This window comes from Mucilaginibacter arboris (assembly GCF_009754915.1).
Taxonomy (GTDB): Bacteria; Bacteroidota; Bacteroidia; order Sphingobacteriales; family Sphingobacteriaceae; genus Mucilaginibacter_A; species Mucilaginibacter_A arboris.
This window is the reverse complement of the sequence record NZ_WPIK01000018.1, coordinates 41,126-66,569: the sequence shown is the minus strand read 5'-3', so window position 1 is coordinate 66,569 and position 25,444 is coordinate 41,126. Positions and strand designations below refer to the sequence as shown.

At 39.4% G+C, this 25,444-nt stretch carries 17 protein-coding genes and 1 tRNA gene; 11 read left to right on the top strand and 7 right to left on the bottom strand.

Features of this window, described 5'->3' with window-relative positions; translation table 11 throughout:
* Window positions 1-112: 112 nt before the first annotated feature.
* On the bottom strand, window positions 113-1,291 hold the full coding sequence (locus GO621_RS16580; RefSeq protein ID WP_157569085.1) for an AIR synthase related protein: 1,179 nt from the start codon (window positions 1,289-1,291) through the stop codon (window positions 113-115).
* A 228-nt stretch (window positions 1,292-1,519) separates the two neighbouring features.
* Window positions 1,520-3,694, bottom strand: a complete 2,175-nt coding sequence (locus tag GO621_RS16575; RefSeq protein ID WP_157569083.1) for a glutamine synthetase III family protein — start codon at window positions 3,692-3,694, stop codon at window positions 1,520-1,522.
* Window positions 3,695-4,048: 354 nt separating this feature from the next.
* On the opposite strand from GO621_RS16575, the gene GO621_RS16570 reads away from it, so the two are divergent.
* The 6 genes from GO621_RS16570 to gloA2 all read left to right on the top strand — a co-directional run bounded on the left by GO621_RS16570 (window position 4,049) and on the right by gloA2 (window position 13,167).
* A complete protein-coding gene (locus tag GO621_RS16570) occupies window positions 4,049-5,563 on the top strand; it encodes an ammonium transporter (protein ID WP_157569081.1) in 1,515 nt (504 codons plus the stop codon).
* A gap of 189 nt (window positions 5,564-5,752) precedes the next feature.
* Window positions 5,753-6,838, top strand: coding sequence for a porin (locus tag GO621_RS16565; protein ID WP_157569078.1), 1,086 nt, complete (start codon window positions 5,753-5,755; stop codon window positions 6,836-6,838).
* Between the two features lie 974 nt (window positions 6,839-7,812).
* The gene (locus GO621_RS16560) at window positions 7,813-8,646 is read left to right on the top strand and encodes an energy transducer TonB (protein WP_157569076.1); all 834 of its coding nucleotides are present in this window, start codon (window positions 7,813-7,815) and stop codon (window positions 8,644-8,646) included.
* Between the two features lie 346 nt (window positions 8,647-8,992).
* Entirely contained in the window at window positions 8,993-10,045 is a 1,053-nt protein-coding gene (gene moeB / locus GO621_RS16555; protein WP_157569074.1) for a molybdopterin-synthase adenylyltransferase MoeB, read from the top strand.
* 230 nt (window positions 10,046-10,275) lie between these two features.
* Window positions 10,276-12,498 (top strand): phosphoribosylformylglycinamidine synthase subunit PurL, encoded by a 2,223-nt coding sequence (gene purL, locus GO621_RS16550; protein WP_157569072.1) that lies wholly within the window; start codon window positions 10,276-10,278, stop codon window positions 12,496-12,498.
* A 279-nt stretch (window positions 12,499-12,777) separates the two neighbouring features.
* The gene (gene gloA2 / locus GO621_RS16545; RefSeq protein ID WP_157569070.1) at window positions 12,778-13,167 is read left to right on the top strand and encodes an SMU1112c/YaeR family gloxylase I-like metalloprotein; all 390 of its coding nucleotides are present in this window, start codon (window positions 12,778-12,780) and stop codon (window positions 13,165-13,167) included.
* Between the two features lie 83 nt (window positions 13,168-13,250).
* Here the strand turns inward: gloA2 and GO621_RS16540 are convergent, their stop codons facing one another.
* A complete protein-coding gene (locus tag GO621_RS16540) occupies window positions 13,251-14,354 on the bottom strand; it encodes a glycosyl hydrolase (RefSeq protein ID WP_157569068.1) in 1,104 nt (367 codons plus the stop codon).
* Between the two features lie 199 nt (window positions 14,355-14,553).
* Here GO621_RS16540 and GO621_RS16535 point away from each other — a divergent pair, with 199 nt between their 5' ends.
* The 3 genes from GO621_RS16535 (at window position 14,554) to fbp (ending at window position 16,845) form a co-directional block, all read left to right on the top strand.
* Complete coding sequence (locus tag GO621_RS16535; RefSeq protein ID WP_232335689.1) at window positions 14,554-15,210, top strand: tRNA1(Val) (adenine(37)-N6)-methyltransferase; 657 nt, start codon at window positions 14,554-14,556, stop codon at window positions 15,208-15,210.
* A 69-nt stretch (window positions 15,211-15,279) separates the two neighbouring features.
* Window positions 15,280-15,774 carry a metallophosphoesterase family protein gene (locus tag GO621_RS16530; protein ID WP_157569064.1) on the top strand — a complete coding sequence of 165 codons (495 nt, stop codon included), beginning with the start codon at window positions 15,280-15,282 and terminating at the stop codon, window positions 15,772-15,774.
* 21 nt (window positions 15,775-15,795) lie between these two features.
* A complete protein-coding gene (gene fbp, locus GO621_RS16525) occupies window positions 15,796-16,845 on the top strand; it encodes a class 1 fructose-bisphosphatase (protein WP_157569062.1) in 1,050 nt (349 codons plus the stop codon).
* A gap of 45 nt (window positions 16,846-16,890) precedes the next feature.
* Here the strand turns inward: fbp and rnhA are convergent, their stop codons facing one another.
* Complete coding sequence (rnhA, locus tag GO621_RS16520; RefSeq protein WP_157569060.1) at window positions 16,891-17,361, bottom strand: ribonuclease HI; 471 nt, start codon at window positions 17,359-17,361, stop codon at window positions 16,891-16,893.
* A gap of 115 nt (window positions 17,362-17,476) precedes the next feature.
* On the opposite strand from rnhA, the gene GO621_RS16515 reads away from it, so the two are divergent.
* A tRNA-His gene (locus GO621_RS16515) sits at window positions 17,477-17,550 on the top strand.
* 188 nt (window positions 17,551-17,738) lie between these two features.
* Here GO621_RS16515 and GO621_RS16510 read toward each other — a convergent pair.
* The 3 genes from GO621_RS16510 to GO621_RS16500 form a co-directional block, all read right to left on the bottom strand.
* Window positions 17,739-21,071, bottom strand: coding sequence for a TonB-dependent receptor (locus GO621_RS16510; RefSeq protein WP_157569058.1), 3,333 nt, complete (start codon window positions 21,069-21,071; stop codon window positions 17,739-17,741).
* A 315-nt stretch (window positions 21,072-21,386) separates the two neighbouring features.
* Entirely contained in the window at window positions 21,387-22,418 is a 1,032-nt protein-coding gene (locus GO621_RS16505) for a PorP/SprF family type IX secretion system membrane protein (RefSeq protein ID WP_157569055.1), read from the bottom strand.
* 101 nt (window positions 22,419-22,519) lie between these two features.
* The gene (locus tag GO621_RS16500) at window positions 22,520-23,758 is read right to left on the bottom strand and encodes a nucleoside recognition domain-containing protein (protein WP_157569053.1); all 1,239 of its coding nucleotides are present in this window, start codon (window positions 23,756-23,758) and stop codon (window positions 22,520-22,522) included.
* A 312-nt stretch (window positions 23,759-24,070) separates the two neighbouring features.
* On the opposite strand from GO621_RS16500, the gene GO621_RS16495 reads away from it, so the two are divergent.
* Entirely contained in the window at window positions 24,071-25,435 is a 1,365-nt protein-coding gene (locus GO621_RS16495) for a 3-keto-disaccharide hydrolase (RefSeq protein ID WP_157569051.1), read from the top strand.
* The last annotated feature ends 9 nt before the right edge of the window (window positions 25,436-25,444 follow it).

Genomic DNA, 25,444 nt, shown 5'->3' with positions numbered 1-25,444 from the left:
TTATTGTTTTAGAAAGGTCTTCTTTAGGTTTCCCCCTTTGAAGGTGGTTAGGGGGATAACCTTAATTTTTATGCCATAAAAGAAGCATCAAAAATCAAAACCACCAGACAAATCAATAAACAAACTCTCCAAATTCAGAACGGATAGTAAGTTTTTTTATTGAAGAAGCTTCTACACGCCCAACAATTCGTGCTGCAATATTGAAACTATTAGAAATTGAAATAATGTTTTCTGCTAAAGTTTCGGGAACGTACAATTCCATTCTGTGCCCCATATTAAAAACTTTATACATTTCCTGCCAGCTTGTTCCTGATTCCTGCTGGATCAATTTGAACAGAGGCGGAACAGGGAAAAGGTTGTCTTTGATGATATGGACAGCATCTACAAAATGTAAGACTTTGGTTTGTGCGCCGCCGCTACAATGCACCATGCCATGAATTTGAGAACGAAACTGTTCTAAAACAGCTTTAATAACAGGCGCATAAGTGCGTGTAGGAGAAAGAACTAACTTTCCGGCAGTAACAGTTTTACCGTTTCCAATATCAATTAAATCAGTGAGGTTTTTAGAACCTGAAAAAACAAGTTCTTCCGGAACGGCAGGATCATAACTTTCGGGAAATTTCTCAGCAAGAGTTTTGTTAAAAACATCATGGCGGGCAGAAGTTAATCCGTTAGAACCCATTCCGCCATTGTACGAATTTTCGTAAGAAGCTTGTCCGTCGGAAGCCAAACCAACAATTACATCTCCTGGCCGGATGTTGCTGTTATCTATTACATCAGCACGTTTCATCCGGCAGGTAACGGTAGAATCTACAATTATGGTCCGCACTAAATCGCCAACATCGGCGGTTTCACCTCCGGTTGAATAGATGCCAATTCCGGTTTCACGTAGTTGTGCTAACAATTCTTCCGTTCCGTTAATAATTTCTGCAATCACTTCTCCGGGAATTAAATTTTTATTTCTGCCGATGGTAGAGGAAAGCAGAATATCATCCGTGGCGCCAACGCAAAGCAAATCGTCCAGGTTCATAATTACGGCGTCCTGCGCAATATCTTTCCAAACCGATAAATCGCCTGTTTCTTTCCAATACAAATAAGTAAGCGAAGATTTTGTACCGGCGCCATCTGCGTGCATAATGTTGCAAAAAGCTTCGTCATGGCCTAAAATATCAGGAATGATCTTGCAAAAAGCTTTTGGAAAAATGCCTTTATCAATAGATTTAATAGCCTGATGTACGTCTTCTTTGGAGGCAGAAACGCCCCGCAAATCATAGCGTTGAGATGAAATCATGGGGCAAAAGTAGGAAATAGGTGTGAGGTTCGAAGTATCAGCACATCAACCAATCAAATAAAATAGCAATACTGTTTTTATCAAGCTAAAATTGGTAAAAGGTAAAGAACGCGCGTTTTCGTTTAGCAATTTATTTGCTGCAACAAAATTAATGGCATAAAAAAAGCCCTGGAAACTCCAGAGCTTTTTCTGAGATGGTATTGGTAGCTGATACCTCTCACCTCAAACCTACTTAATAAACAATAGTTCCCTAAACTTTGGTAAAGGCCATTGTGCGTCATCTACCAGTTGTTCTAATTTATCAACATGGTAACGGATAGTATCAAAATAACCTTTTACTTTTTCATCATAAGCGATTGATTTTTCGCGCATATCTTCAATTACATTTGCTTTTTTGCGTTCTTCCAGCATTTGTTTGGCATTTGTTTGAACTTCGTTAATATGGTTTGAAATTTTACGGATCAAATCCATTTGAACATTATAAGCAGTTTCTTCCAATCCGATTTCTTTCAAGCCCCTTACATTATCAACCAATTTAGTTTGATAGATGATGGCAGCAGGAAGGATGGCACTATTGATAAGTTCGCCCATCACCCGTGCTTCGATCTGTAATTTTTTATAGAAGCTTTCCAGTAAAATTTCGTGGCGGGCATGTGCTTCACGCTCACTAAAAACGCCGGTTTTGTTAAATAATTCTGCTGTTTTTTCAGAAAGCAATATGTCTAATGCTTTTGGTGTAGATTTAATGTTTGTTAAACCTCTTGCAGCAGCTTCTTTTTCCCATTCTTCGCTGTAGCCATTTCCTTCAAAACGGATCGCTTTTGATTCTTTGATGTACTTTTTGATAATCGTCATTAAAGCCACATCTTTTTTCTCGCCTTTTTTAATCAGTTTATCTACATCGTATTTAAACTTGATTAACTGGTCGGCAACAATTACGTTCAAAATGGTCATCGGACTGGAAGAGTTGGCGGATGAACCAACAGCGCGCAATTCAAATTTATTACCGGTAAAAGCAAAAGGCGAAGTACGGTTACGGTCGGTGTTATCTCTTAAAATCGGTGGTATTTTCGGTATGCCAGACCATAAAGAATTTTCATCTTTCATAATCCTGCTGATGCGGGCAGTTTCAATCTCATCCAAAACCTCGTTTAACTGGCTGCCAAGGAAAATAGAAATAATGGCTGGCGGCGCTTCGTTGGCGCCTAAACGATGATCATTGGTAACCGAAGCGATAGAAGCCCTTAACAGATCTGCATGCTCATAAACTGCACGGATAACGTTTACAAAAAACGTTAAGAACATCAGGTTGTTTTTAGGCGTTTTGCCCGGAGAAAGCAGGTTTTTACCAGTGTTGGTAATTAAAGACCAGTTGTTGTGCTTGCCAGAACCGTTAACACCGGCATAAGGTTTTTCGTGCAGCAACACTTTAAAATTATGGCGAAGGGCAACTTTATCCATCAAATCCATTAGCAATTGGTTATGATCGATGGCCAGGTTAATTTCTTCATAAATAGGCGCACACTCAAATTGTGAAGGGGCAACCTCATTATGGCGTGTTTTTAAAGGGATACCTAATTTTAACGCTTCCGTTTCAAAATCCTGCATGTAAGCTAAAACACGGTCTGGAATAGAACCAAAATAATGGTCTTCCAATTGCTGGCTCTTGGCAGACATGTGTCCGAACAGTGTACGGCCGGTTAGAAGCAAATCCGGACGTGCGTTAAACAAAGCCAAATCTACCAGAAAATATTCCTGCTCGATGCCCAGTGAAGCATTTACTTTTTCAATGCCTTTATCAAAATAATGGCAAACATCAACTGCAGCTTTATCCAAAGCAACCAGCGCTTTTAACAATGGCACTTTATAATCCAGCGCTTCACCGGTGTATGAAACAAATACGGTTGGAATACAAAGCGTTTGGTTGATAATAAACGCCGGGGAAGATGGGTCCCAGGCTGTATAACCTCTTGCTTCAAATGTGTTACGGATACCACCATTTGGAAAACTCGAAGCATCAGGCTCTTGTTGTGCCAATGCATCGCCGCTAAATTTTTCTATGCCGCTTCCGTCTCCGCCTGGTTCAAAAAAAGAATCATGTTTTTCTGCTGTTGTGCCGGTTAAAGGTTGAAACCAGTGCGTATAATGTGTAACACCCTTGCTAACTGCCCAGGTTTTTAATGCTGATGCAATATGTTCGGCAATTTCCCTGTCAACCGGAACGCCTTTATCAATAGAATCTATAATGCTTTGGTAAGCTTCTTTTGATAAATATTCTTTCATTTTCTTTTTATCGAAAACATTTGACCCGAAATAATCGGAAATTCTGGTAGAAGGTGCTTTTACTTCCGGGATTGTTCTTGTAAAAACAGACTGTAGCGCCTGAAATCGGATGTTAGACATGTTTTTTTATTGTTTTTTATAGTTAAAGATATTTATTGGACTAATTTTATATATAAATCATTTTTTTGTTGATGTTTTATTTATTTTGATAAAAAAAAATAGATAAAGCATTATTTTTTTCAATATAATTGTAAAAAAGATAAAAAATTAATTAATTGCAGATGTTTACTATTTCTAAATACAATTTGTTGATGAATCTATCATTTTCATTAAAATACATAATTATAAGCTTCATTAAAACTTTAAAATCAAAATGAATTGCCATAGTTACAAGAAAATTAGCTTAATATCTTAAAATAAATATAAATTTTATCATAAATGTAATTTAAACAGTGTTTTTTAAACCCTAAAACTATGAACTTTAAACTTTATCTAAAAAAATTATTTAATTCTTTACCTCGTGAAAAATGGAAATTAGGCTTAGCTATCTTTTCGGGCAAAGTAATGGGCCTGCTAATTGTAATGTTGGCAATGGTTTCTTTACCCGGAATTTTAAGTTCTACCGTTTTTGCTGCCGATACTTATACGGCACATGAAACAGCAGTGATTAACACAGTTAATACTGTTTGGACCTTAGTTGCCGCTTTTTTAGTATTTGGTATGCAGGCAGGTTTTGTAATGCTGGAGGCAGGTTTTGCCCGAAAAACAGAAACCGTAAACGTATTAATGGAATGTATTTTTGATACTTGCCTTTGTGGTGTTGCTTTCTGGGCTATTGGTTATGCCTTTATGTTTAGCGAAGGGAATGGGTTTATAGGTATGCATTGGTTTTTCCTTGCCGGTATTCCTGCAACATACGGAACAACAGGTATTCCTGTACTAGCTCACTGGATTTTTCAGTTCGCTTTTGCTGATACAACTTCAACCATTGTTTCTGGTGCCATGATTGGCCGCACCAGTTTCCGCGGAGATATTCTTTACAGTATTTGTGTTACAGGGTTTATTTATCCTATTATCGGACATTGGGCCTGGGGTCCGGACGGCTTTCTGGCTTTAATGGGAACTCCCGGCCATTTCTTGCCTTCGCTTGGCACGGGTTTCCGCGATTTTGCCGGATCAACAGTTGTACATACCATAGGAGGGATTGCGTCATTAACAGGCGGTATTGTATTGGGGCCGCGTTTAGGCCGTATTTTTGCCCGTGATAACAAACTGGAAGGCGGAATGCCGCCAGCCCATAACTTAACAGTTGCTGCTGTCGGCGGGTTTTTATTATGGTTTGGCTGGTATGGTTTTAATCCCGGTAGCACCTTATCTGCCATGGATACTCAGGGAATTGGCCGTGTTGCTACAAATACTACCCTTGCTGCTTGTACCGGTGGCATGGCAGCCATGTTTATGGCACTTTGGTTTGGTAACACAAAAGGAAAATTTGATCTGGGCCTTACCTTAAATGGTTTCCTTGCCGGATTAGTTGCCATTACTTGTCCATGCTACTGGGTTAGTCCGGGAGGAGCTTTATGGATAGGTTTAATTGCAGGGGTCCTTGTTTATTTAGGCATGAACTTTATTGAATGGTTACGTATTGACGATCCTGTTGGCGCTGTTGCCGTACATGGTATAAATGGTATTTGGGGAACTTTATCATTAGGGCTTTTTGCCTGCGGCCAATATGGTGCAACCGGTCCTTTAGGTGCAGATAATTCTGCTCCTGTAACTGGTTTATTTTATGGAGGAGGGGCGCAAATCCTGGAAGCACAATTTATTGGTAGTTTTATCATTACAGTTGCAACCTTTGTTATTACCTATATTGTAATGTTTGTAGTAAGTAAATTACCTCATCCCTGGGCATTGCGTGTTCCGGCAGAAGCGGAAACCAACGTTGGCGGGCTGGATGTTTACGAACACGGCATCGAAGCTTACTCTTAACAGAAATAATTTCTATTATAAAAGAAGCATGGCCCGTCATGCTTCTTTTACCTGCCTTTTTTTACCTGATAAAAATAGTATTGGTTTGATGTGCATGCTATATGCTGCCGTAAATTATGGTCCTGCTTTTTTCAGTATAAATTTTTAACCTATCTAATCTTAATAATCCATCATTAAATCATTATTGATATGAAGAATGCATTTTTATTTTTCAGTGCTTTATTTTTCTCTGCTGTTGCGGCCCGTGCACAAGATTCTACCGCTACAAATCCGCTGGTAATTACAGGTTCTGTGGATACATATTATAAGTATGATTTTTCGGGCAGAAAATTTTCAAACGGAAGCAGCAACATCGGAACTAGTTTTGCCAACGAACAAAATTCTGTTTCTATCGGAATGATAGACCTGGGTTTAAAAAAGAAAGTTGGTAAAGTGGCTTTTGTGGGAGAACTGTCTTTCGGTCCGCGTGGCCAGTCACAATCAATTCCTGATGCAGCAACAGCTCCGGTTAGCGGTACTACCTTCTTTTCGAGTTCCAGTTTTCATATACAAAACCTGTATGTTAGTTACGATCTTACCCCCAAACTAAATGTTACTGCAGGTTATATGTCCACTTTTGTTGGCTATGAAGTAATTTTGCCAACCGGAAACTTCAATTATTCTACTTCCTATTTGTTTACAAACGGGCCATTCCAAAATGCAGGTTTAAAAGCTACTTATGCCTTTTCGGATAAGGTTAGTTTGATGGCCGGTATTTTTAACGATTACTGGAACGTTTATCAGTCTGTTAATGATGTTTCTACTTTCGGCGCTCAGTTAATGGTATCACCTGTAAAAGGCTGGACAGCTTATTTAAATTTATTAACAGGTTATGCCTCGGGTACAGAAGTTGACTTAACAACAACCTACCAAATTACAGAGGCTTTTAAATTAGGTTTAAATGCTGCCGATTTTTCTTCAACAAAATACTTACCAACGGGAGGCTTTAGCGGTGTTGCTTTATATCCGCAGTTAGCAGTGTCTAAAATGGTAACTTTAGGTTTAAGAGGCGAATATTTTAAATCAAAATCAGGAAGTGTTGGCCCGGCTGTTGGCGCTGCGCCCGGCAGTTCTGTTACAGACCTTACCGCTACTGCAAACATCAAAACAGGTCCTTTCACTTTTATCCCGGAAGTACGTTTGGATAATGGTTCTAAAGCAATGTTTCTAAACCATAGCCTTAGTCCAACTCAATCAGCTTCGCAGTTTGTAATGGCCGCTGTTTATTCCTTTTAGCAGGTTTATAAGCGGATAAATATTTGAATGAGGTAATACAGGGAAATAATTCCCTGTATTACCTCATTTTTTTGAATATGAAGTTGTTTAAACTTTTTTTCTCCCCCCCCCCTTTTTTTTGGGGTTGATACTTCTTTTATCGCTTAAAAATATTAACCGCTGGTTTTTAATTTCTATAGTTGATGCTTCTTTTATCACATAAAATGTTAGGGCCTGTTTAAATTTTGTCCTTTTGTTTGATGCCCCTTTTATGCCATGATTTTTTAAATGTTTGGTGGTTTTGGTTTTTTGGCTAAAGCCTGTTGCCGCTTATCCTTTGTCCACGGCCTGAAGGCCGTGGCAACGGCCAGTAATTAAAACCTGGCCCGGACGTCCTGTCCGCACAGCGCAATTTAGCATTGGTAAACAAAGGTTGTCTTAAAAACTACGCTTTAAAATTGCCACGGCCTTTAGGCCGTGGGTGGTAGAAACACAGGCAGCGGCTTTAGCCAAAAAAAGAAGCATACAAAAAATTAGGGAATAAATTTTAAGCAGGCCTTGTTTTTTTGATTTTTAGGTTGATGCTTCTTTTATCAGCTAAAAATGTTGACCATTGTTTTTTTGATTATTTAAATGCGAGCAAACACCAATTTTTATCCGGTAAAAGAAGCATTGGCACGGTCCTGAACCTATCGAAGGGCCTTGTACCTATTTAAACGGAGCCTAAAAGTTTAAACAACTTCTATTACAGGAAGGCAAAAACATTGTTCCTGTTGCTGATGCTTCTTTTACCGGTAAAAAATCTATCAACCCTAATTTTAAAGAAGCCCCAAATAAACTTGGGTTATAAACTAAATGGAAATTTAATTCAGCACTAAACTTTTTTAAATAACAATTAAAGGAAAATATATTAGAAAAAATTGAAATAAGTAACACCAATGTTACAATTTTATGTTTTTACTTACGTTCTACCATAAAATTTAATTTCACTACTTATGTTCAAATCAAAATTTAATTTGTACAACACCGAGTGGCTCGATCTTGTATTTTCAGAAAGAAACAAAAATTATGGTGCTTACGATCTTCGGAAGCATTATAACAGTAACCTTTTAAAGTCGTTGTTTTTTACGGCAACACTTTTTGCCGCCGGGCTTTTTACCATCTCTGTACTCATCAAACAACATCATGACCCGATTGCAGTTATTAAACACGATGCGGAAACAGTAATTAACCTGACGGATATTACACCTCCGGAAGTTGTACATCAAAAGCAAACCATTAAAAAAAGTGTTTTACCAGCATCTGGCGCAACACAAAAAGCAGTTGCAGCACCTGCACAAACCATGAAAGTGGTAGCAGATAATTTAGTAAAAGTTGATCCTAAACCCATTACAGCACAAAATGCTACAACCGGTTTACAGGATATTCCGGGAGATATTCCTGCGCTAAACACACCTGCCAATGGTGGCAACGGCACCGCAACTGGAACGGACAAGCCCGATAATGGCGTAAAACCAATAACGATGTTAGAAAAACTACCCGAATTTCCGGGCGGAATGGATGCATGGACAAAGTTCTTAAGCAAGAATTTACGTTACCCGGAACAGGCTTCCAGTGCAGGTGTTTCCGGACGTGTTTATATGAGTTTTATTGTTGAAAAAGATGGCCGGATTACGGATATACAAGTGTTAAGAGCAGCAGGTTACGGTTTTGACGAAGAAGCCAAGCGTGTTTTAAAGATGGCGCCGCAATGGAACCCGGGCATTCAAAACGGCCGCCCTGTTCGGGTCCGTTATACCATTCCTATTAATTTTACTATTTCCGACTAACATACTTCTTTTATTGCAAGGTTGTTTAAACTTTTGGTGCCAATTAAATTTGATCCTACGGCATGCCCAAGTTTAGTGCCATGCTTCTTTTACCGGGTAAAAATTGGTGTTTACATAACCTATAAGGTTTTGAAAACCTTATAGGTCTTTAGTGATTAAATCGATCAAAAAAATAATGGTTAACATTTTTTAGGTGATAAAAGAAGCATCGGCCCTAAAAAAGAGGGTCAGAAAAAAAGTTTAAACAACTTCACCCTAAAAGACAGCTTTAAGCAAATTGTATTAAAGCTGTTTTTTTATGTTCAGTTTTTATCCTAAACTTTGCTTATCAAGCATAATCAACAGGATGTTAACACGCGAAGAATTGAAACGGTATCACCGCCAGATGATCTTACCGGAAATAGGATTATCAGGCCAGCAAAAGCTAAAAGCAGCCAAAGTGCTGATGATTGGCGCAGGCGGCTTAGGCTGTCCGGTTTTGCAATATCTGGCTGCTGCAGGCGTAAGCGAAATTGGAGTTGTAGATGACGATGTGGTAGATGAAAGCAATTTGCACCGGCAAGTTTTGTATTCCCCAGCAGATGTTGGAAAAGCCAAAGCAATGGTTGCGGCTGAAAAGCTAAGGATCATGAACCCTTTTGTTGAATTAAAGGCATATCATGAACGTTTAAAACCAGAAAATGCAGAAATGTTAATCGGGGCATATCATTTAATTATTGATGGTTCTGATAATTTCCCAACACGTTATCTCGTAAACGATACTTGTGTTCAGCTAAACAAACCCTTGGTTTTTGGTTCGATTTTTAAGTTTGAAGGAAACGTTTCCGTTTTTAACTATCAAAACGGGCCTCAATACCGCGATATTTTCCCCGAAGCTCCTGCTGATAACGATGTTCCTAATTGCGCTGAGATTGGCGTTTTAGGCGTTCTTCCCGGAATAGTGGGTTTATATATGGCAAACGAAGCCATCAAAATTATTTGTGAAACCGGAGAAATACTTTCAGGAAAACTGATGACGGTTAATGCTTTGGATAACTCCGTCAGTGTATTTAAGTTCGGAAAACAAGCTCATGCAAAACCAGTAACAGAAAAACAAAAGGTTCAGGTTAAAGAAGATAATAATCAGGAAATCAGCCTAAAAGAATTAGAAAACTGGCTGGAAAAAACACCGGAAGAAGTTTATTTGGTTGATGTTCGGGAAGAGTACGAGTTTGAGGATTATAACATCGGCGGCATCAATATCCCGTTTGATGAACTCGCTGATAAGTTAGATGCCCTTCCTCAAAATAAAAAAATAGTGTTTTGCTGCCGCAGCGGCCAGCGGAGCAAAATGGCAGTAGCCTTATTACAACCGGCTTTTAAAGGAGCAATGTATAACCTCAAAAACGGTATTTACTAATGCTTCTTTTACCGGCATAAAATCATTACCCGGAAAAAAGGTAAAGTAAACACCAATTTTTACCTGGTAAAAGAAGCATCGTTTTATTAAAGCCTCTTTTTTATGCTGATAAAAACAGCAATTTTTAAAAATAGGATACGTTATAAATCATATTTGCCTTTCAATTCATATTAACTTCGCCAGCTTCCCTATAAATTTATAATTTTGGGCTTCCATCAAACTCAAAAAAATTGGAGCCGCAAAATTTAACCACCGTACAAACTGCCAAAGATTTAGGCTTACTACCCGAAGAATTTGAACGCATTAAAGAAATATTAGGCCGCACACCTAACTTTACCGAACTTTCTATTTTTTCGGTGATGTGGAGCGAGCACTGTTCTTACAAAAATTCCATCACCTGGCTGAAAAAACTTCCGAAAGATGGTCCGCGGATGCTCGCCAAAGCCGGAGAGGAAAATGCCGGATTAGTAGATTTAGGCGACGGAATCGGTTGTGCTTTCAAAATAGAATCGCATAATCACCCGTCAGCTTTAGAACCTTATCAGGGCGCGGCAACAGGCGTTGGCGGCATTAACCGCGATATTTTTACAATGGGCGCACGTCCGATTGCGCAGTTAAATTCGCTTCGTTTTGGTGATTTAAAAAATGACCGGACAAAATGGCTGATCAAAGGCGTAGTAAAAGGTATCGGCGATTATGGCAATGCTTTTGGTATTCCAACCGTTGGCGGCGAGTTGTTTTTTGACGAATGTTTCCAGGTAAACCCGCTGGTTAATGCTTTCTCCGCAGGAATTGTAAAAGCCGGCGAAACCGTTTCTGCAACTTCTTACGGCGTAGGCAACCCGGTTTACATTGTCGGTTCTTCAACCGGTAAGGATGGTATTCATGGCGCTGCTTTTGCCTCTAAAAATATTACAGAAGATTCTGTGAATGATCTGCCTGCCGTTCAGGTTGGCGATCCTTTTCAGGAAAAATTATTGTTAGAAGCTTCGCTGGAAGTGATTAAAACCGGAGCCGTAATCGGAATGCAGGATATGGGCGCGGCAGGAATTATTTGTTCCAATTCAGAAATGTCGGCAAAAGGCGAACACGGAATGATCATCGATCTGGATAAAGTTCCTACACGCCAGGAAAACATGCAGCCTTTTGAAATCCTTTTATCAGAATCACAGGAACGGATGCTGATCGTAGTTGAAAAAGGCCGGGAAAAAGAAGTGCAGGCTGTTTTTGATAAATGGGATTTAAACTGCGTACAAATTGGCGAGGTAACGGATACCAAACGCCTGGTTTATTACCGTCACGGAGAAATGGTAGCCGACGTTCCTGCCGACGATCTGGTTTTAGGCGGAGGTGCGCCGGTTTACCAGCGTGAATACCGGGAGCCAGCTTATTTTGCTGAAAACAAAAAATTTAAGATTGAGCAAGTTGCGGAACCGGAAGATTTAAAAGCAGTTGCAGATCATTTAATTTCGCATCCGAACATTGCTTCTAAACGTTGGGTTACCGATCAATATGATTCTATGGTTGGTACTTCAACCGTAACCACAAATCAACCAAGCGATGCTGCCGTTGTTGCCGTAAAAGGAACTGATAAAGCAATCGTTTTAACGTTAGATTGCAACTCCAGATATGTTTATGCTGATCCGGAAATAGGTTGCGAAATTGCAGTTGCAGAAGCTGCACGAAACATTACCTGTGCCGGCGGCGAGCCGGTTGCTATTACCAATTGTTTAAACTTTGGTAATCCTTATGTTCCTGAAGTTTACTGGCAATTTGTTGGCGCGATTAAAGGAATGACTTTAGCTTGCGAAAAATTTCAGACACCTGTTACCGGTGGAAATGTGAGCTTTTACAATCAATCCAGCGATGAAGGCCCGGTTTTTCCAACGCCAACCATTGGCATGTTAGGCGTAATGGATGATCTTTCAACTTTAACCCGTTCTGATTTCCGTAATGAAGGCGACTTGATCTATCTCATCGGCGAATCTAAAAATGATATTGCTTCTTCTCAGTATCTGGCTTCTTTCCACAAAATTTCTGCTTCTCCAGCACCGTATTTCGATCTGGAAAAAGAGTATGCTCTGCATCAGGTAATCAAACAATTAATTAAAGAAAAGCTGCTGGTTTCTGCACATGATGTTTCGGATGGCGGTTTATACATTGCTTTATTAGAATCAGCAATGCCAAACGAGTTGGGTTTTGCGATAGAAAGCGATGCAGAAATCCGCAAAGATGCTTTCCTGTTTGGCGAAGCGCAAGGCAGGGTAGTGGTTTCCATCAAACCGGAAAACCAGGAAGCTTTGGTAGAATTGATGGCAACTTCTGAAACGGAATTTAGCTTTTTAGGAACGGTAACTTCTGGAAGTTTGCAGGTTGATGATACTGATTTTGGGTCGATAAAAGAAGCATCATCCGTTTACGATAATGTGCTGCATGATATTTTAGGCGATTAAAATTCAAAAAAACATTTTGGCTAAAGCCAATAGCTATATTTTTATCAACCCACGGCCTATAGGCCGTTGCAATTGAAATATTTTTTATCGAAACTTTTAAGTTTATTGGCTTTAATTAGAACAAATTGAATGGCCGTTAGTAATTGAATTGCCACGGCCTGAAGGCCGTGGACAAAGGACAACAAGCAACAGGCTTTAGCCAAAAACCAAATGCAAAATTTTAGGGCATAAAAGTAGCATTCAAGTCAGGTTCAAATGAAATTAAAAGAGTTTTAATTTATGCTGAAAATAAATAGCATCCATCATGTAGCCATCATTTGTTCCGATTACCAGGTTTCCAAACAATTCTACACAGAAGTTTTAGGTTTTGAAGTAGAACATGAAGTTTTTAGAGAAGCCAGGAATTCCTGGAAGCTGGATTTAAAAGTTGCCGGGAAATACCAGATCGAGCTTTTCTCTTTTCCTGATCCTGCAGCTCGTCCTTCGCGGCCCGAAGCGGCTGGTTTGCGGCATCTGGCTTTTGAAGTAACAAATATAGAGGGAGCGATACTGTTTTTATCGGCAAAAAATGTACAAACAGAACCGATCCGGGTAGATGAATTTACCGGAAAACGTTTTACTTTTTTTGCTGATCCGGATGGTTTGCCGTTGGAATTGTATGAAATATAGGCGATAAAAACAGTATCAGTAAACTAAAAAGGCTTGGCCGGTTTTTCTCCAGTCAAGCCTTTTTCTAATTCATCCAACAAGTTTTACTGTTTCAACGAAGGCATTTTATCCAAAGTAATTACATAATCACTTGCAAAAGTTTTCTTCCATAAATCAAGCGAATTGTATTTACTGTTCCGGGTATAATCGCCATACCAGGGCATAAACCAGGACCAGGAAGCCTTATCTTTAACTAAATTATCAGGATCAGGAAAAGAGCCAGTTTCGCTAAGCGTGATCATTTTTTTAGTGCCATACAAAGCATTTAAAGTAGTAAATTCTGAGATTTGGGAAGTGTGATCGCCATCTTTATAAATATCGCGTCCTACAATATCAACATAAGCATCTCCCGGATAAAAAGCATCGTCGTTTGGTTCCCGGGTCCAAACCCAGATGATGTTTTTTAATCCCCAGTAATTCACTAGTCTATCAAACATAATCTGATATAATTTTTTGCAGGAGGCAGCATCTTTTCCCCACCAAAACCAGCCTCCTGCAGCTTCGTGCAAAGGGCGAAATAAAACCGGAACTTTCTGATCTTGTAAAACTTTAAACTGGGTAGCTACAAAATCAATGTCGCTCAACATTGCTTTGTAACCTGCAGAATTTGGATCGTTTATCTGGGTAATATCAAAAGTAGTCCCATCGGTATGGTCGGTTGTGTTTTTGGTATAAAAAGATTCTGTTGCGCGGGAAGGGTCGCGCCAATGCCAAACAAAAATCGGAATGCCGTTTTTTGCCCACCAGGTTTTGGCATCATTAGCTGGCTGGCTATTGTTGTACCAGGTATAACCACGGTTGCAATGCATAAAGTCCAATCCAACTATGGCAGGTTGCTTTCCAGTATTTTGTAACAGCCAGTCTGTTTCATCAAAACTATTTAAAGTCATCACGCCAGAGATGATTTTCTTACCGTAATTGTTTCGTATAAATTGATACAAAGCATTAGCTTCAAAAGTAGGGTTAGCCGTAACTAAGGATGTGTTGATGTTAAAACTGCTTTGCGTAGTAGTTGTGGTTGTTGTGGTAGTAGTAGTGGTTGTGGTAGTAGTTGGAGCAACAGTTGAATCTGCTCCTTTTCCGCAACCGAAAAATGTAAGCAGCGACGTGAAGCATAAAACTCCGATTTTTAAAGTATTAAAATTCATATAATGGTTTATAAATTAGGTTATAATTGTTGCTGAATGAAAACAGCAATTGGCTTTTTTAAAGGTAAAGGTATTACAGGATTGGCAATTGACTTTATTTATCGTTTAATAATGCAAAATTGATGTTGTTTTATCCTAAAAAATAATGGGTCCTGTTTTTCGGTTTAAGCAGTTCTTGGTTGATCAGTCAGATTGTGCCATGAAGATCAATACCGATGGCGTTTTATTGGGCGCAACTGCATCTGCAGAAAATCCCAAAACAATTTTAGACATCGGAACCGGAACTGGTGTAATTGCTTTAATGTTAGCGCAACGTTTTCCTGATGCTCAAATTGACGCGGTAGAAATTGATCTGCCTTCAGCCAGAACTGCTGAAAAAAATTTTAGAAATTCAAATTTTTCAGGCCGGCTTACTTTACATCAAACTTCTATAGAAGATTTTTGGCAGCAAAAGAAGCATCAGCAATACGATCTGATTGTTTCTAATCCGCCTTTTTATCTGGATACTTTAACTTCCCCGAAGGAAAACAAAACGCTGTCCAAACATGCTGTTCCTGAATTTTTTGAAAATCTGATCAAAACCATTCCTAAATTTCTTGCATCAACTGGCAGCTTTTGGCTCATCCTTCCTCCAAAAACGGCTTCTGTTGTTAAAGGATTAGCACAAAATAGTTTATTTCTGCAGAAGGAAATTGCAGTTTCTTCATTTGCAAACGATCTTCCGCATCGTTACCTGCTTTCTTTCGGCTTAAAACAAACTAAAACAGAACAGGCTTCTTTTATCATTTATCAGGATCAAAAAGTTTATAGTTTAGCTTATCAAAACCTGTTAAAAGATTTCTTAACAATCTTTTGATTTGGTTTTGGTTTTAAGCTATGAACTATAAACCATCATCCATTAACTTCAACCCATACTTCTTTTACCATGAAAAAAATCGGATTGATTTCTGATACACACGGCTACTTAGACCCTGCCGTTTTTAAACATTTTGATTCTGTTGATGAGATCTGGCACGCGGGGGATTTTGGCAATATCGAACTGGCCGATCAGCTTGCTGCTTTTAAACCTTTGCGTGGTGTTTATGGCAATATTGATGGAAAAGACGTGCGGATTGTTTACCCGAAAAACCTTCGTTTTTTTTGTGAAGAAGTGGATGTTTGGATGACGCATATTGGCGGGTATCCGGGAAAATACAATCTTGCCATAAAACCAGAAATTTACACTAATCCTCCTGCATTATTTATCTGCGGCCATTCGCATATTTTAAAAGTGATGTTCGATAAAAAGATCAATTGTTTGCACCTAAACCCCGGAGCAGCAGGCAAACAAGGATGGCACAGGATACAAACTTTACTTAGATTTTGTATTTCTGAAAAAAAAATTTATAATTTAGAGGCAATCGAAATTATAAACCCTTAACGTACTAAATACACTAAGCCTATGTCAAAAATTAAAACTTTAGGACAGTTCATCATTGAGAAGCAAGCAGATTTTCCTTACGCAAAAGGAGAGCTTTCCCGTTTGCTGCGCGATATTGGTATCGCTGCCAAAATTGTAAACCGCGAAGTAAATAAAGCAGGTTTAGTTAATATTTTGGGGGAAGCCGGAACCACAAATGTTCAGGGCGAAGGGCAGAAGCTGCTCGATGTTTACGCTAATGACCAGTTTATTGGTGCTTTGCAAAGTGGCGGCGAGTGTTGCACGGTAATTTCAGAAGAAAATGATGAATATATTACCATCAATTCTGACATTTCTAAAAACGCAAAGTATATTGTGGCCATTGATCCTTTGGATGGTTCTTCCAACATAGATGTAAATGTAGCTGTAGGAACGATTTTCTCTATTTACAGGCGAAAATCAACTGATGGAAATGCAACAATTGATGATATTTTACAAGGCGGAACAGAACAGGTTGCCGCAGGTTATATTATTTACGGTTCATCCACGATGCTGGTTTATACTACGGGAAAAGGTGTGAACGGATTTACTTTGGACCCTTCTATCGGCGAGTTTTGTTTGTCGCACCCGGAAATGAAGATCCCAAAAGACGGAACCATTTATTCTATCAATGAAGGTTACTATACGCACTTTCCCGATGGTGTGAAAAAGTTCATCAAATACTGCCAGGTAGAAGATAAAACCACCAACCGTCCATACACCTCACGTTATATTGGTTCGATGGTGGGCGATCTGCACCGCAACATGATCAAAGGTGGAATTTTTATTTATCCGGTTACGGCACAGGCGCCAAACGGAAAGCTGCGTTTGGTTTACGAGTGCAACCCTATGGCTTTTATTATTGAGCAGGCAGGCGGAAAGGCAACAAACGGTTACGAACGTATTTTAACTTTAGATGTAAAAGAGCTTCACCAGCGTTCTGCGATCTTTATCGGATCGGAAAATATGGTAAAAAAAGCAGAAGAAATGATGCAGATGTTTTCTCCGCAGAAAACAAAAAAATCTGCTGAAGGCGTGGTGCATATTCAATAACCAGTAATTTTAGGTGGGTAAAAACAGCATGCTTCTTTTATCCGCCTAAAATAGTTTTTCTCTGGCAGCTTCGGCCTCAAAAAATAAATCGGCCGGTAAAGCCGGTTGTTTTGCTGCGGCTACGGCAAGTTCATCACAACGTTCGTTTTCCGGATGCCCGGCATGTCCTTTTACCCAGACCAAACGGATTTGATGCAGCTTAAAATATTCCATCAGTTGCAGCCATAAATCTTTGTTTTTTTTGTCTTTAAAACCTTTTTTAATCCAGCCATACACCCATTTTTTCTCAATGGCATCAATAATGTACTTTGAATCAGAATAAATGGTAATAGTTTGATTAGGCTTTTTAATCGCTTCCAGAGCTTTTATCACCGCTAACAGTTCCATTCGGTTGTTAGTTGTTTTTCTAAAACCACCCGAAAGTTCTTTGTAATGGCTGCCTGCCTTTAATATTGCACCATACCCGCCGGGACCAGGGTTTCCGCTGGAAGCACCATCTGTAAAAATTTCAATCATACTCAACAAAAGTAGATTTTACTGAAGTTTTTAGTGTTAAAAACAGCATGAAAATTTTCAGCATAAAATCACTTGACAATTACCAGAAGATTTATACTTTTGTACCAGCAAAACGGTGGGCGTAGCTCAGTTGGTTAGAGTATTGGTTTGTGGTGCCGAGGGTCGTGGGTTCGAGCCCCATCGCCCACCCGAAAAAAATCCCTTAACAGAAATGTTAAGGGATTTTTGCTTTTAGAGCTTTTTTACTATCCTTTTTAAAATAGCATACTTTGTAAGATTTTTCTACTTCGTTCAATATAACTTTAAAAGCCTTCACTTTCAAAACAAAAAATCCGGCAGAGTTAATCTGCCGGATTTTTTATGCCGTAAAAGTAGCATTAGAAGCTGTAGCGTAAGCCGAACTGCATTTGCCAACGGGATAGAAAAGGATCAACAGCATAAGGTACACCGGGATCTTTAAAAGTATAAGTTGGATAAGTAGTTGCAGCCGTTGCATAAGTTGGCGTAGTGGCTTTAGATAAACCAACACTGGATGTTGAATTGAACGTGTTTGGAGAGAAGTAATAATGTCCCCAGTTTTTGTTCAGCAAAGCAGTGAGGTTAATGATATCATAAGTGAAAGTAATGGTTTGTTTGTGTTTCGTTCCGAAATTAAAATCCTGGGCAAAACGAAAATCTGCTTGTGTATTCCATGGTGTACGTGCTGCGTTACGTTCTGTAAACTGACCACGGCGTGAACTTAAATAATCATTACTGTTGATAAAAGCATCAAAAGCATTTGCCTGTGCTAACTGTGTAGCAGTAGGATTGGCAGGCGTAGCACTGAAGAAATTAATGGTTTCGCCAACGTTAGGAATGTAAGCTAAGTTAACCTGCTGACCTGTTCCGTTGATGGCCGTATTGTAAAAACCAAAAGTATAAGGCGTTCCGGACTGTGCGCTAAAGAAGATGGAAAAGTTAGAAACAAAGTTTTTAGCAGCACCAGAAACCAAACGGTAATTTAAAGTAGAAACAATATGTTGGCGGATATCAAAGTTAGAATAAGCAGCCTGCGGATTGTTCGGGTTTAAAGCCTGGTTTAACTGCCAGTTGGATTCCATCGAATTACGTATGCCGTTGGTTACATCTTTCGATTTTCCGTAAGTATAAGCCACATTAGCTGTGAAACCAAAAGGGAAAGATTTTTCAATCTGACCAGTTAAACTGTAACGGAAACCCTGGCTGGTGTTTGATAATTCGTAAGCATTAGTATATAAAGGATTAATAGCTTGTGTTCTGTTAGCCGGATTTGTAGTTGTTGGCGCAGGAGCAGATTCAAAAATTGGTTGCTGATGTTGTGTATCGTAAGGATAGTAAGCTACATTATCAACAATATTTACCTGTTTAAATACCAGGTCATGAATTACTTTGGTGTAAATACCTTCTACCGTAAATTTCCACTGGTCATCCGTTTTGTAATCCAAAGCCAAACTGCTTCTCCAAACCTGCGGCATTTTAAAATTATTGTCAATTAAGTCCACTTGTGTTGGCCCACTTGCTGTTGTGTTAGGAGGATTTCCGTTAGCGTCTTTCTGTTGATTTACAAAACCTAAACCACCATTTGCAGGAGCCTGAGTTGGATTTGTTCCGGGTGTAATTTCATTGGTTGAAGTGTTGATGTTGTTTTTATCGTAAGCACCGTAAGTAACACCGTTATTATAAAAAGCATAACCAAACCAGGCAAAAGGAATACGGCCGGTAAACGTACCGCTGCCGCCTCTTAAAATTAAACTTTGGTCGCCTTTGATATCATAATTAAAAGATAAACGCGGGTTAAACTCCACATTGTTCAAATATTGGTTTTTAATATCTTTAGGCTTGGTATAAGTATAAGTGGTGCCATAATTTGGATCAACCGGTGCATTGGTGGTTTTATCGCTTAAAGGCTGTTTATTAGGAACACCGGCATAATCTAAACGAACACCTGCAGTCAGTTTAAAATTATCTGTTAAATTGATTTCATCCTGTCCGTACAAACTCAATAAATTCACATTAAATTTTGCTGAAGGATTAGCTAAAATGTAATCGCGTGTATTATCAGTATAATTATAATTATTACGGACACGTGTTGGCTGATTGGCTAAGAAATTAGCAATACTGCTGTAACTGTCACGGCCGTTCCAGGAGTTTACAAAGTTGTAAGTAATGTTGTAAAATTCGTTGTGCGTACCAAAAGTGAAAGTGTTTTTTCCGGTAGTTAATGTAAAGTTATCGGTAAACTCTGTTGTTTTTTGTTGCATATCAAAAATAGCAGCTTCTCTGTCTGTTCCCATAAAAATGGTTGTGCCAGGCGAATTGCCGGCAATTTCAATTTGCGGAAGGGCAGGATTAGAGTTCGGGTCACGGTAATCATGCACACTGGAATAACCGAAAACCAAGCTGTTATTGGCAAAAGTTGAAATCTTGGATTTTAACTCGGCAACAGTAGAAGAGGAGTTATTGTGCGAAGTATAATCAATCCCACCAAAACGAAAATTAAAGTTATCGCGCTCTAAATTGGTTGCAACCGAAGTGATAAAATTATTGCGGATGGTTAACTGATTATTATCGTTGATGTTCCAGTCTAAACGGTTAAAGAATTTGTTTGAACGGGAATAGATGGAGGTGTTATCATAAGTTCCCGGACTAATACCGCCCGTATATTTTGTAAAGGCAGCAGTAAGGTTTTGCGCATCCTGTAAAGAAAGAATATTGGACGAACCAGCACTCCCGGCACCAAAAATTACAGGGTCCTGGCGACGGGTAATTTCTTCGTTAGTAAAGAAGAACAATTTATTTTTGATGATGGGAAAACCAACACGGAAACCAGTTTGATATTCATGGAAGTCGCCTGGTTCTTTTGCACCGTCTCCGCCAACATTAGCCGGAATATTATTTTTACCGATTAAAGAAGCATTTCTGCCAAAACCATAAACAGAACCTGTAACAGTATTGGTTCCACTGCGCGTAACCGCATTGATACTTCCGCCTAGAACGTTGCCAATTTTAATATCGTAAGGGGCAACATAAACCTGAATATCCTGAATGGCATCAATAGAAACCGGATTGGTTCGGGTAGAGCTTCCAACTTGTCCGGATTGATTGGTTTGTCCACCTAAAGAAGGACTAAAACCGATCGCATCATTATTGATCGCGCCATCAATCGTTACGTTATTATACCGAAAGTTTGTTCCCTGGAAAGAGTTGTTGCTGCTTTGCGGCGTAGTACGCGTTAAATCCTGCAAACTCCGGCTTACTGTAGGTAAATTACGGATCTGGCTCTGGCTGATCCTTGTTCCTGCACCTGTTTTTGGTGCGCCTGCAGTTGATCTTACGGTTACTTCTTTTAAGGTGGTAGCTTCATCAGCCATCGTAAAATTATAAGTAGCATTACCGAGGCTTAGGGTGAGGCCGGTACGTTCGGTTTTCTTAAACCCGATGTAAGTTAATGTAATGGTGTAAGGGCCGCCAGCATTTATGTTAGGTAAAGTGTAACGGCCATCCGGATTAGTTTGCGTTCCGTAACGTGTTCCGGTACTGGTATTTACAGCAATTACAGAAACGCCGGGCAAAGTAACGCCTTTCGGATCGGTAACTTTACCACTGATCTGGGCACTGGTAATTTGTGCATGTATTTTTCCTGCGGAGAAGAGTAAGTAGCAGGAAAAAAAGAGTAGGTACAATTTTTTCATTGTGTCTGTGTTTTGACACAAAGGTTGCTTTATAACATTACTTGAATGTTATTATTAGGTTACATTGAGGTTATGAGGATGTTAATTTAATGTGAAGGAACTTAGATAAACAAACGGCAAATGCTTCTTTTACAACGTAAAAATTTAGGTGATAAAAGAAGCATTTAGTTTAAAAAGAAAGGGGATAGTAGTGATAAAAAGATAAGTTTATCCTTAATATCTTACAAAAACATTATCTAAATCTTCTTCAGGAGAGAACTTGATGATTATATCTGTCTTGCTCCCTCTCCTTTTGGAGAGGGTTTTGGGGTGAGGCTAATAAAAATCGTAACACCTGCGGGCTCCCGGAAATTTTTTGGAACCCTGATCGCGGGAAGGAACCGTTGTTTCATAACCAATACTTCCTTCGGTTGTACCTGCCGAATTGGTGTAATTGGTTTTAGAATAATTGGCGTCATGGCTCACACCAAAACGGACTTTCTCGCCACCTTCCCGGTTAATAAACAAATCGAAAATCAAAGTCAGCACAAAGGCTTCCTGGCCGGTACTTCCGCTGGAACGATACCAAAGCCCGGCATTGATATTACGCCTTTTATATTGGATCCCGGCATTGTACGAACTCACTTTTGCCTGGTTGTAAACGACAACAGAAGGAATAATGTACGAACCATCCTGATCATCATCATTGCCATAACTGTCTAAAGGCAAACGATAGCTAATGTGCATATCGGTACGCATGGGCAAAATAGCTTTTGAGCCGGTCAGCGATTCGTTTGGCCGGTTAATATGCTGCAAAGCGGCACCCACCAATAAGCGGTTTAAAGTTAAAGAAACACCAGCGCCAGAATCAAAATAATACTTGTTGTTAAAGGCTGGTGCTTCGGCAGAAGTACTTTGGCCGGGGATAATACCAATATTCTGATCAAGCTGATCATCAAAAATAAGCTTGCTCCAGTCAATCACCCGGTTAGTTATACCTCCTTGTAAACCAAACGATAACACAAAATTATCTGATCCAACACTGTAAGAATATAAACCGGAAACATTGTTTTTGGTGAGATAAGCAGAACCTTCCGCAGAACGGGTAAACATCAAACCCAAACCGCCGCCAAAACGTGGCACATTATAATCAAGCGAAGCAGTTAAATAAGATAAGGTTCCCGGAAGCGAAGCCCACTGGTTACGATAAATCAGGTTCATCCTGAAATCGCCCTCCATTTGCCCTGTTAACGCTGGGTTTAAGTACAACGGCGAGTTGAAAAACTCGGAATACATGTGATCTTGTGCATTGGTTTTTAAGTGATTTAAAAAAATACACAGTAAAAGAAGTATTCCTGTCTTTTTCATTTTTCTTACTGAGGAACAAAAAAACCAGTTATGGCTGGCATTATTTTGTACGACAGAAGGAAAGAATGGTTACCTAAATTACAGGGATAAAAACAGCATCATCAACCAAAAAATAAATAGGAAAGTAGGATTGCGGCTACCACACCTGCAAAATCTGCAATCAATCCGGCTGGTATGGCGTAGCGTGTTTTTTTGATCCCGACAGAGCCAAAATACAAAGCGACAATGTAAAAAGTAGTATCGGCAGAACCATATAAAACGCTGGATAAGTGGCCAATAAAACTATCTGTACCAAAATGCCTCATGTTGTCCAGCATCATTGCCCGCGAACCTGCGCCGCTTAAAGGCCGCATAAAACCGATAGGCAGCACTTCGGTAAAACTGGTATCCATGTTCAGATGGCCAAACCCCCATTTAAAAACATCAACCAGATAACCCAAAGCGCCCGAAGCACGAAAAACACTGATAGCAGCCAGCATGGCAACCAGGTAAGGGATGATCCGAAAGGAAGTTTCCAACCCGCCTTTTGCGCCTTCAATAAAAACTTCAAATACATTGATTTTTTTTCGGAGCGCGCCCAGAATAAACAGCACCGGGATGGCCAGCAGAATAAGGTTACTGGCTACTTTTGATACTTCGCTGATTTGCTGTTTATCGAGATAAAGCTTAAAATAAGCCACCAAAGCAGCTAAAACCAGGGTAATCCCGCCCAGCCAGCCAATCACAACCGGATCTAAAAGTTTCAGTTTCTGTTTATACGCAACCGTAAGTAAACCAGCAAGTGTGGCAACATAAGTTGCTAATATACAAGGAATAAAAATATCGGTAGGGTCATGGGCGCCCAAAATTGCTCGTTGCGCGATAATCGAAATCGGCAAAATAGTTAAACCGGAAGCGTGCAAAACCAGGAACATAATTTCGGCATTGGAAGCTGTATCTTTTTGCGGGTTTAGTTCGTGCAAACTTTCCATTGCTTTTAAACCAAGTGGCGTTGCTGCATTATCCAGGCCTAATAAATTGGCAGAAAAATTCATCATCATGGCTCCGTTTGCCGGATGATTTTTAGGAACTTCAGGAAAAAGACGATGAAAAAACGGACCAACCAAACGTGATAAAAAGTTGATTGCTCCTGCTTTTTCTCCGATATTCATAATGCCCAGCCAAAAAGCCATTGTACCAATCAACGGCAAAGCAATATCCATTACGGAAGATTTGGTAGAATCAAAAATGCCATCAACCAAAAGTTTAAAAATTTCGGTATCACCAAAAAAAATCAGCTTAACTAAAGCGATGAAAAAAGCAATGATAAAAAAAGCAACCCAAACGTAATTCAGCGCCATAAGCAGATGATGGAATTTAACGGGTTCAAGATAAACTAATTTGAAAGATTTTAACGGAATAACCTGAAATCTATTCTCAGATTTTTAGTTGGTAAAAGAAGCATGGCCGGCAGCAAAAATTAAAATAAATTTTTTCTTTCTATAAGCAATAAAAATTGTTAGCATTGTTTTGTAATTTATTTTGCCAAACCAATTATAAACCTAAAAGGCAAATTAACCTTTTGCCAATGCCGTTTTGTTTAGCCTTAATTTTAATAACAGAATAACCTCTGCATGAATAGAGGCTAAACAAAGGGCTGTTGCTTTACTGTGATGAGAAAATGTATTTTGATAACTTTGTTAATTTTGGTTGCTGTTTTTATCATACCAAAACCTTTAAAAGCGCAAACCATTAGTCTTTTTGATGGCAAAACTTTAAACGGCTGGAAAAGAACTGCCGGAACTGCTGATTTTAAAGTTGAAAACGGTGCAATCGTTGGTACAAGCGTTGCCAATTCAGGTAACAGTTTTTTGGTGACAAAAGAAGCATATAAAGATTTTATACTGGAGCTTGACGCAAAAATTGAAAGCACCGAAAGCAATTCGGGCATTCAGGTCAGAAGTCATTTTGATACAGAAGGCCACAAGGGAAAAGTTTTTGGCAAACAGGTAGAAATTGATCCTTCCGCCAGAGGCTGGTCGGGTGGAATTTATGATGAAGACAGGCGGGGATGGCTGTATCCGTTAGATTTAAACCCAAAAGCTAAAACAGTTTTTAAAATCGGGCAATACAATCACTTTAAAGTAGAGTGTATTGGCAACGAAACAAAAACCTGGATCAATAATATTCCGGTTGCTTATGTTGTTGATACTTTGGACCGCGAAGGTTTTATCGGCTTGCAGGTGCACGCCGTTACTTCCAAAGAAAACGCGGGTAAAAAAGTGTATTTTAAAAATATCCGCATCCAGGCTTCTAACCTTAAACCAAGTGCTTTTCCAGCGGATATTTATGTAGCAAACCTTGTACCTAATTTTTTAACTGCTTATGAGCAGCAGCACGGGTGGAAACTCTTGTTTGATGGAAAAACTTCTGCCGGATGGGAAAGTGCAAAAGGCGGCTATTTTCCAACAAAAGGCTGGAAAATAGCAAACGGGTTAATCACAGTTTTATCTTCCGAAGGAAAAGAAGCCGCAAACGGAGGTGATATTGTTACCCATAAAGAATATGCTGCTTTTGATCTTTCTTTCGAATTTAATTTAACGCCCGGTGCTAACAGCGGTGTAAAGTATTTTGTAACGCTGGATGAAAAAACAGAAGGTTCTGCCATCGGTCTGGAGTACCAGGTTTTGGATGATGAACTTCATCCCGATGCAAAACTTGGGAGAAACGGAGACCGGACTTTAGCTTCTTTATATGACCTGATTCCGGCAAATAAACAAAAACGTTTTATCCATCCCATCGGTGCCTGGAATATTGGCCGCGTTGTGGTTTATCCTGATAACCGTGTTGAACATTATTTAAACGGCCTAAAAGTGCTGGAATATGTACGCGGGTCAAAAGAGTTTAAAGATTTAGTAGCGATGAGCAAATATAAAGTTTGGCCAAACTTTGGCGAGGCAAAAGCCGGACATTTGCTTTTACAGGACCACGGCAACCAGGTTTCTTTCCGCAGTATTAAAATCAAAGAATTACTATAAACCAAATCT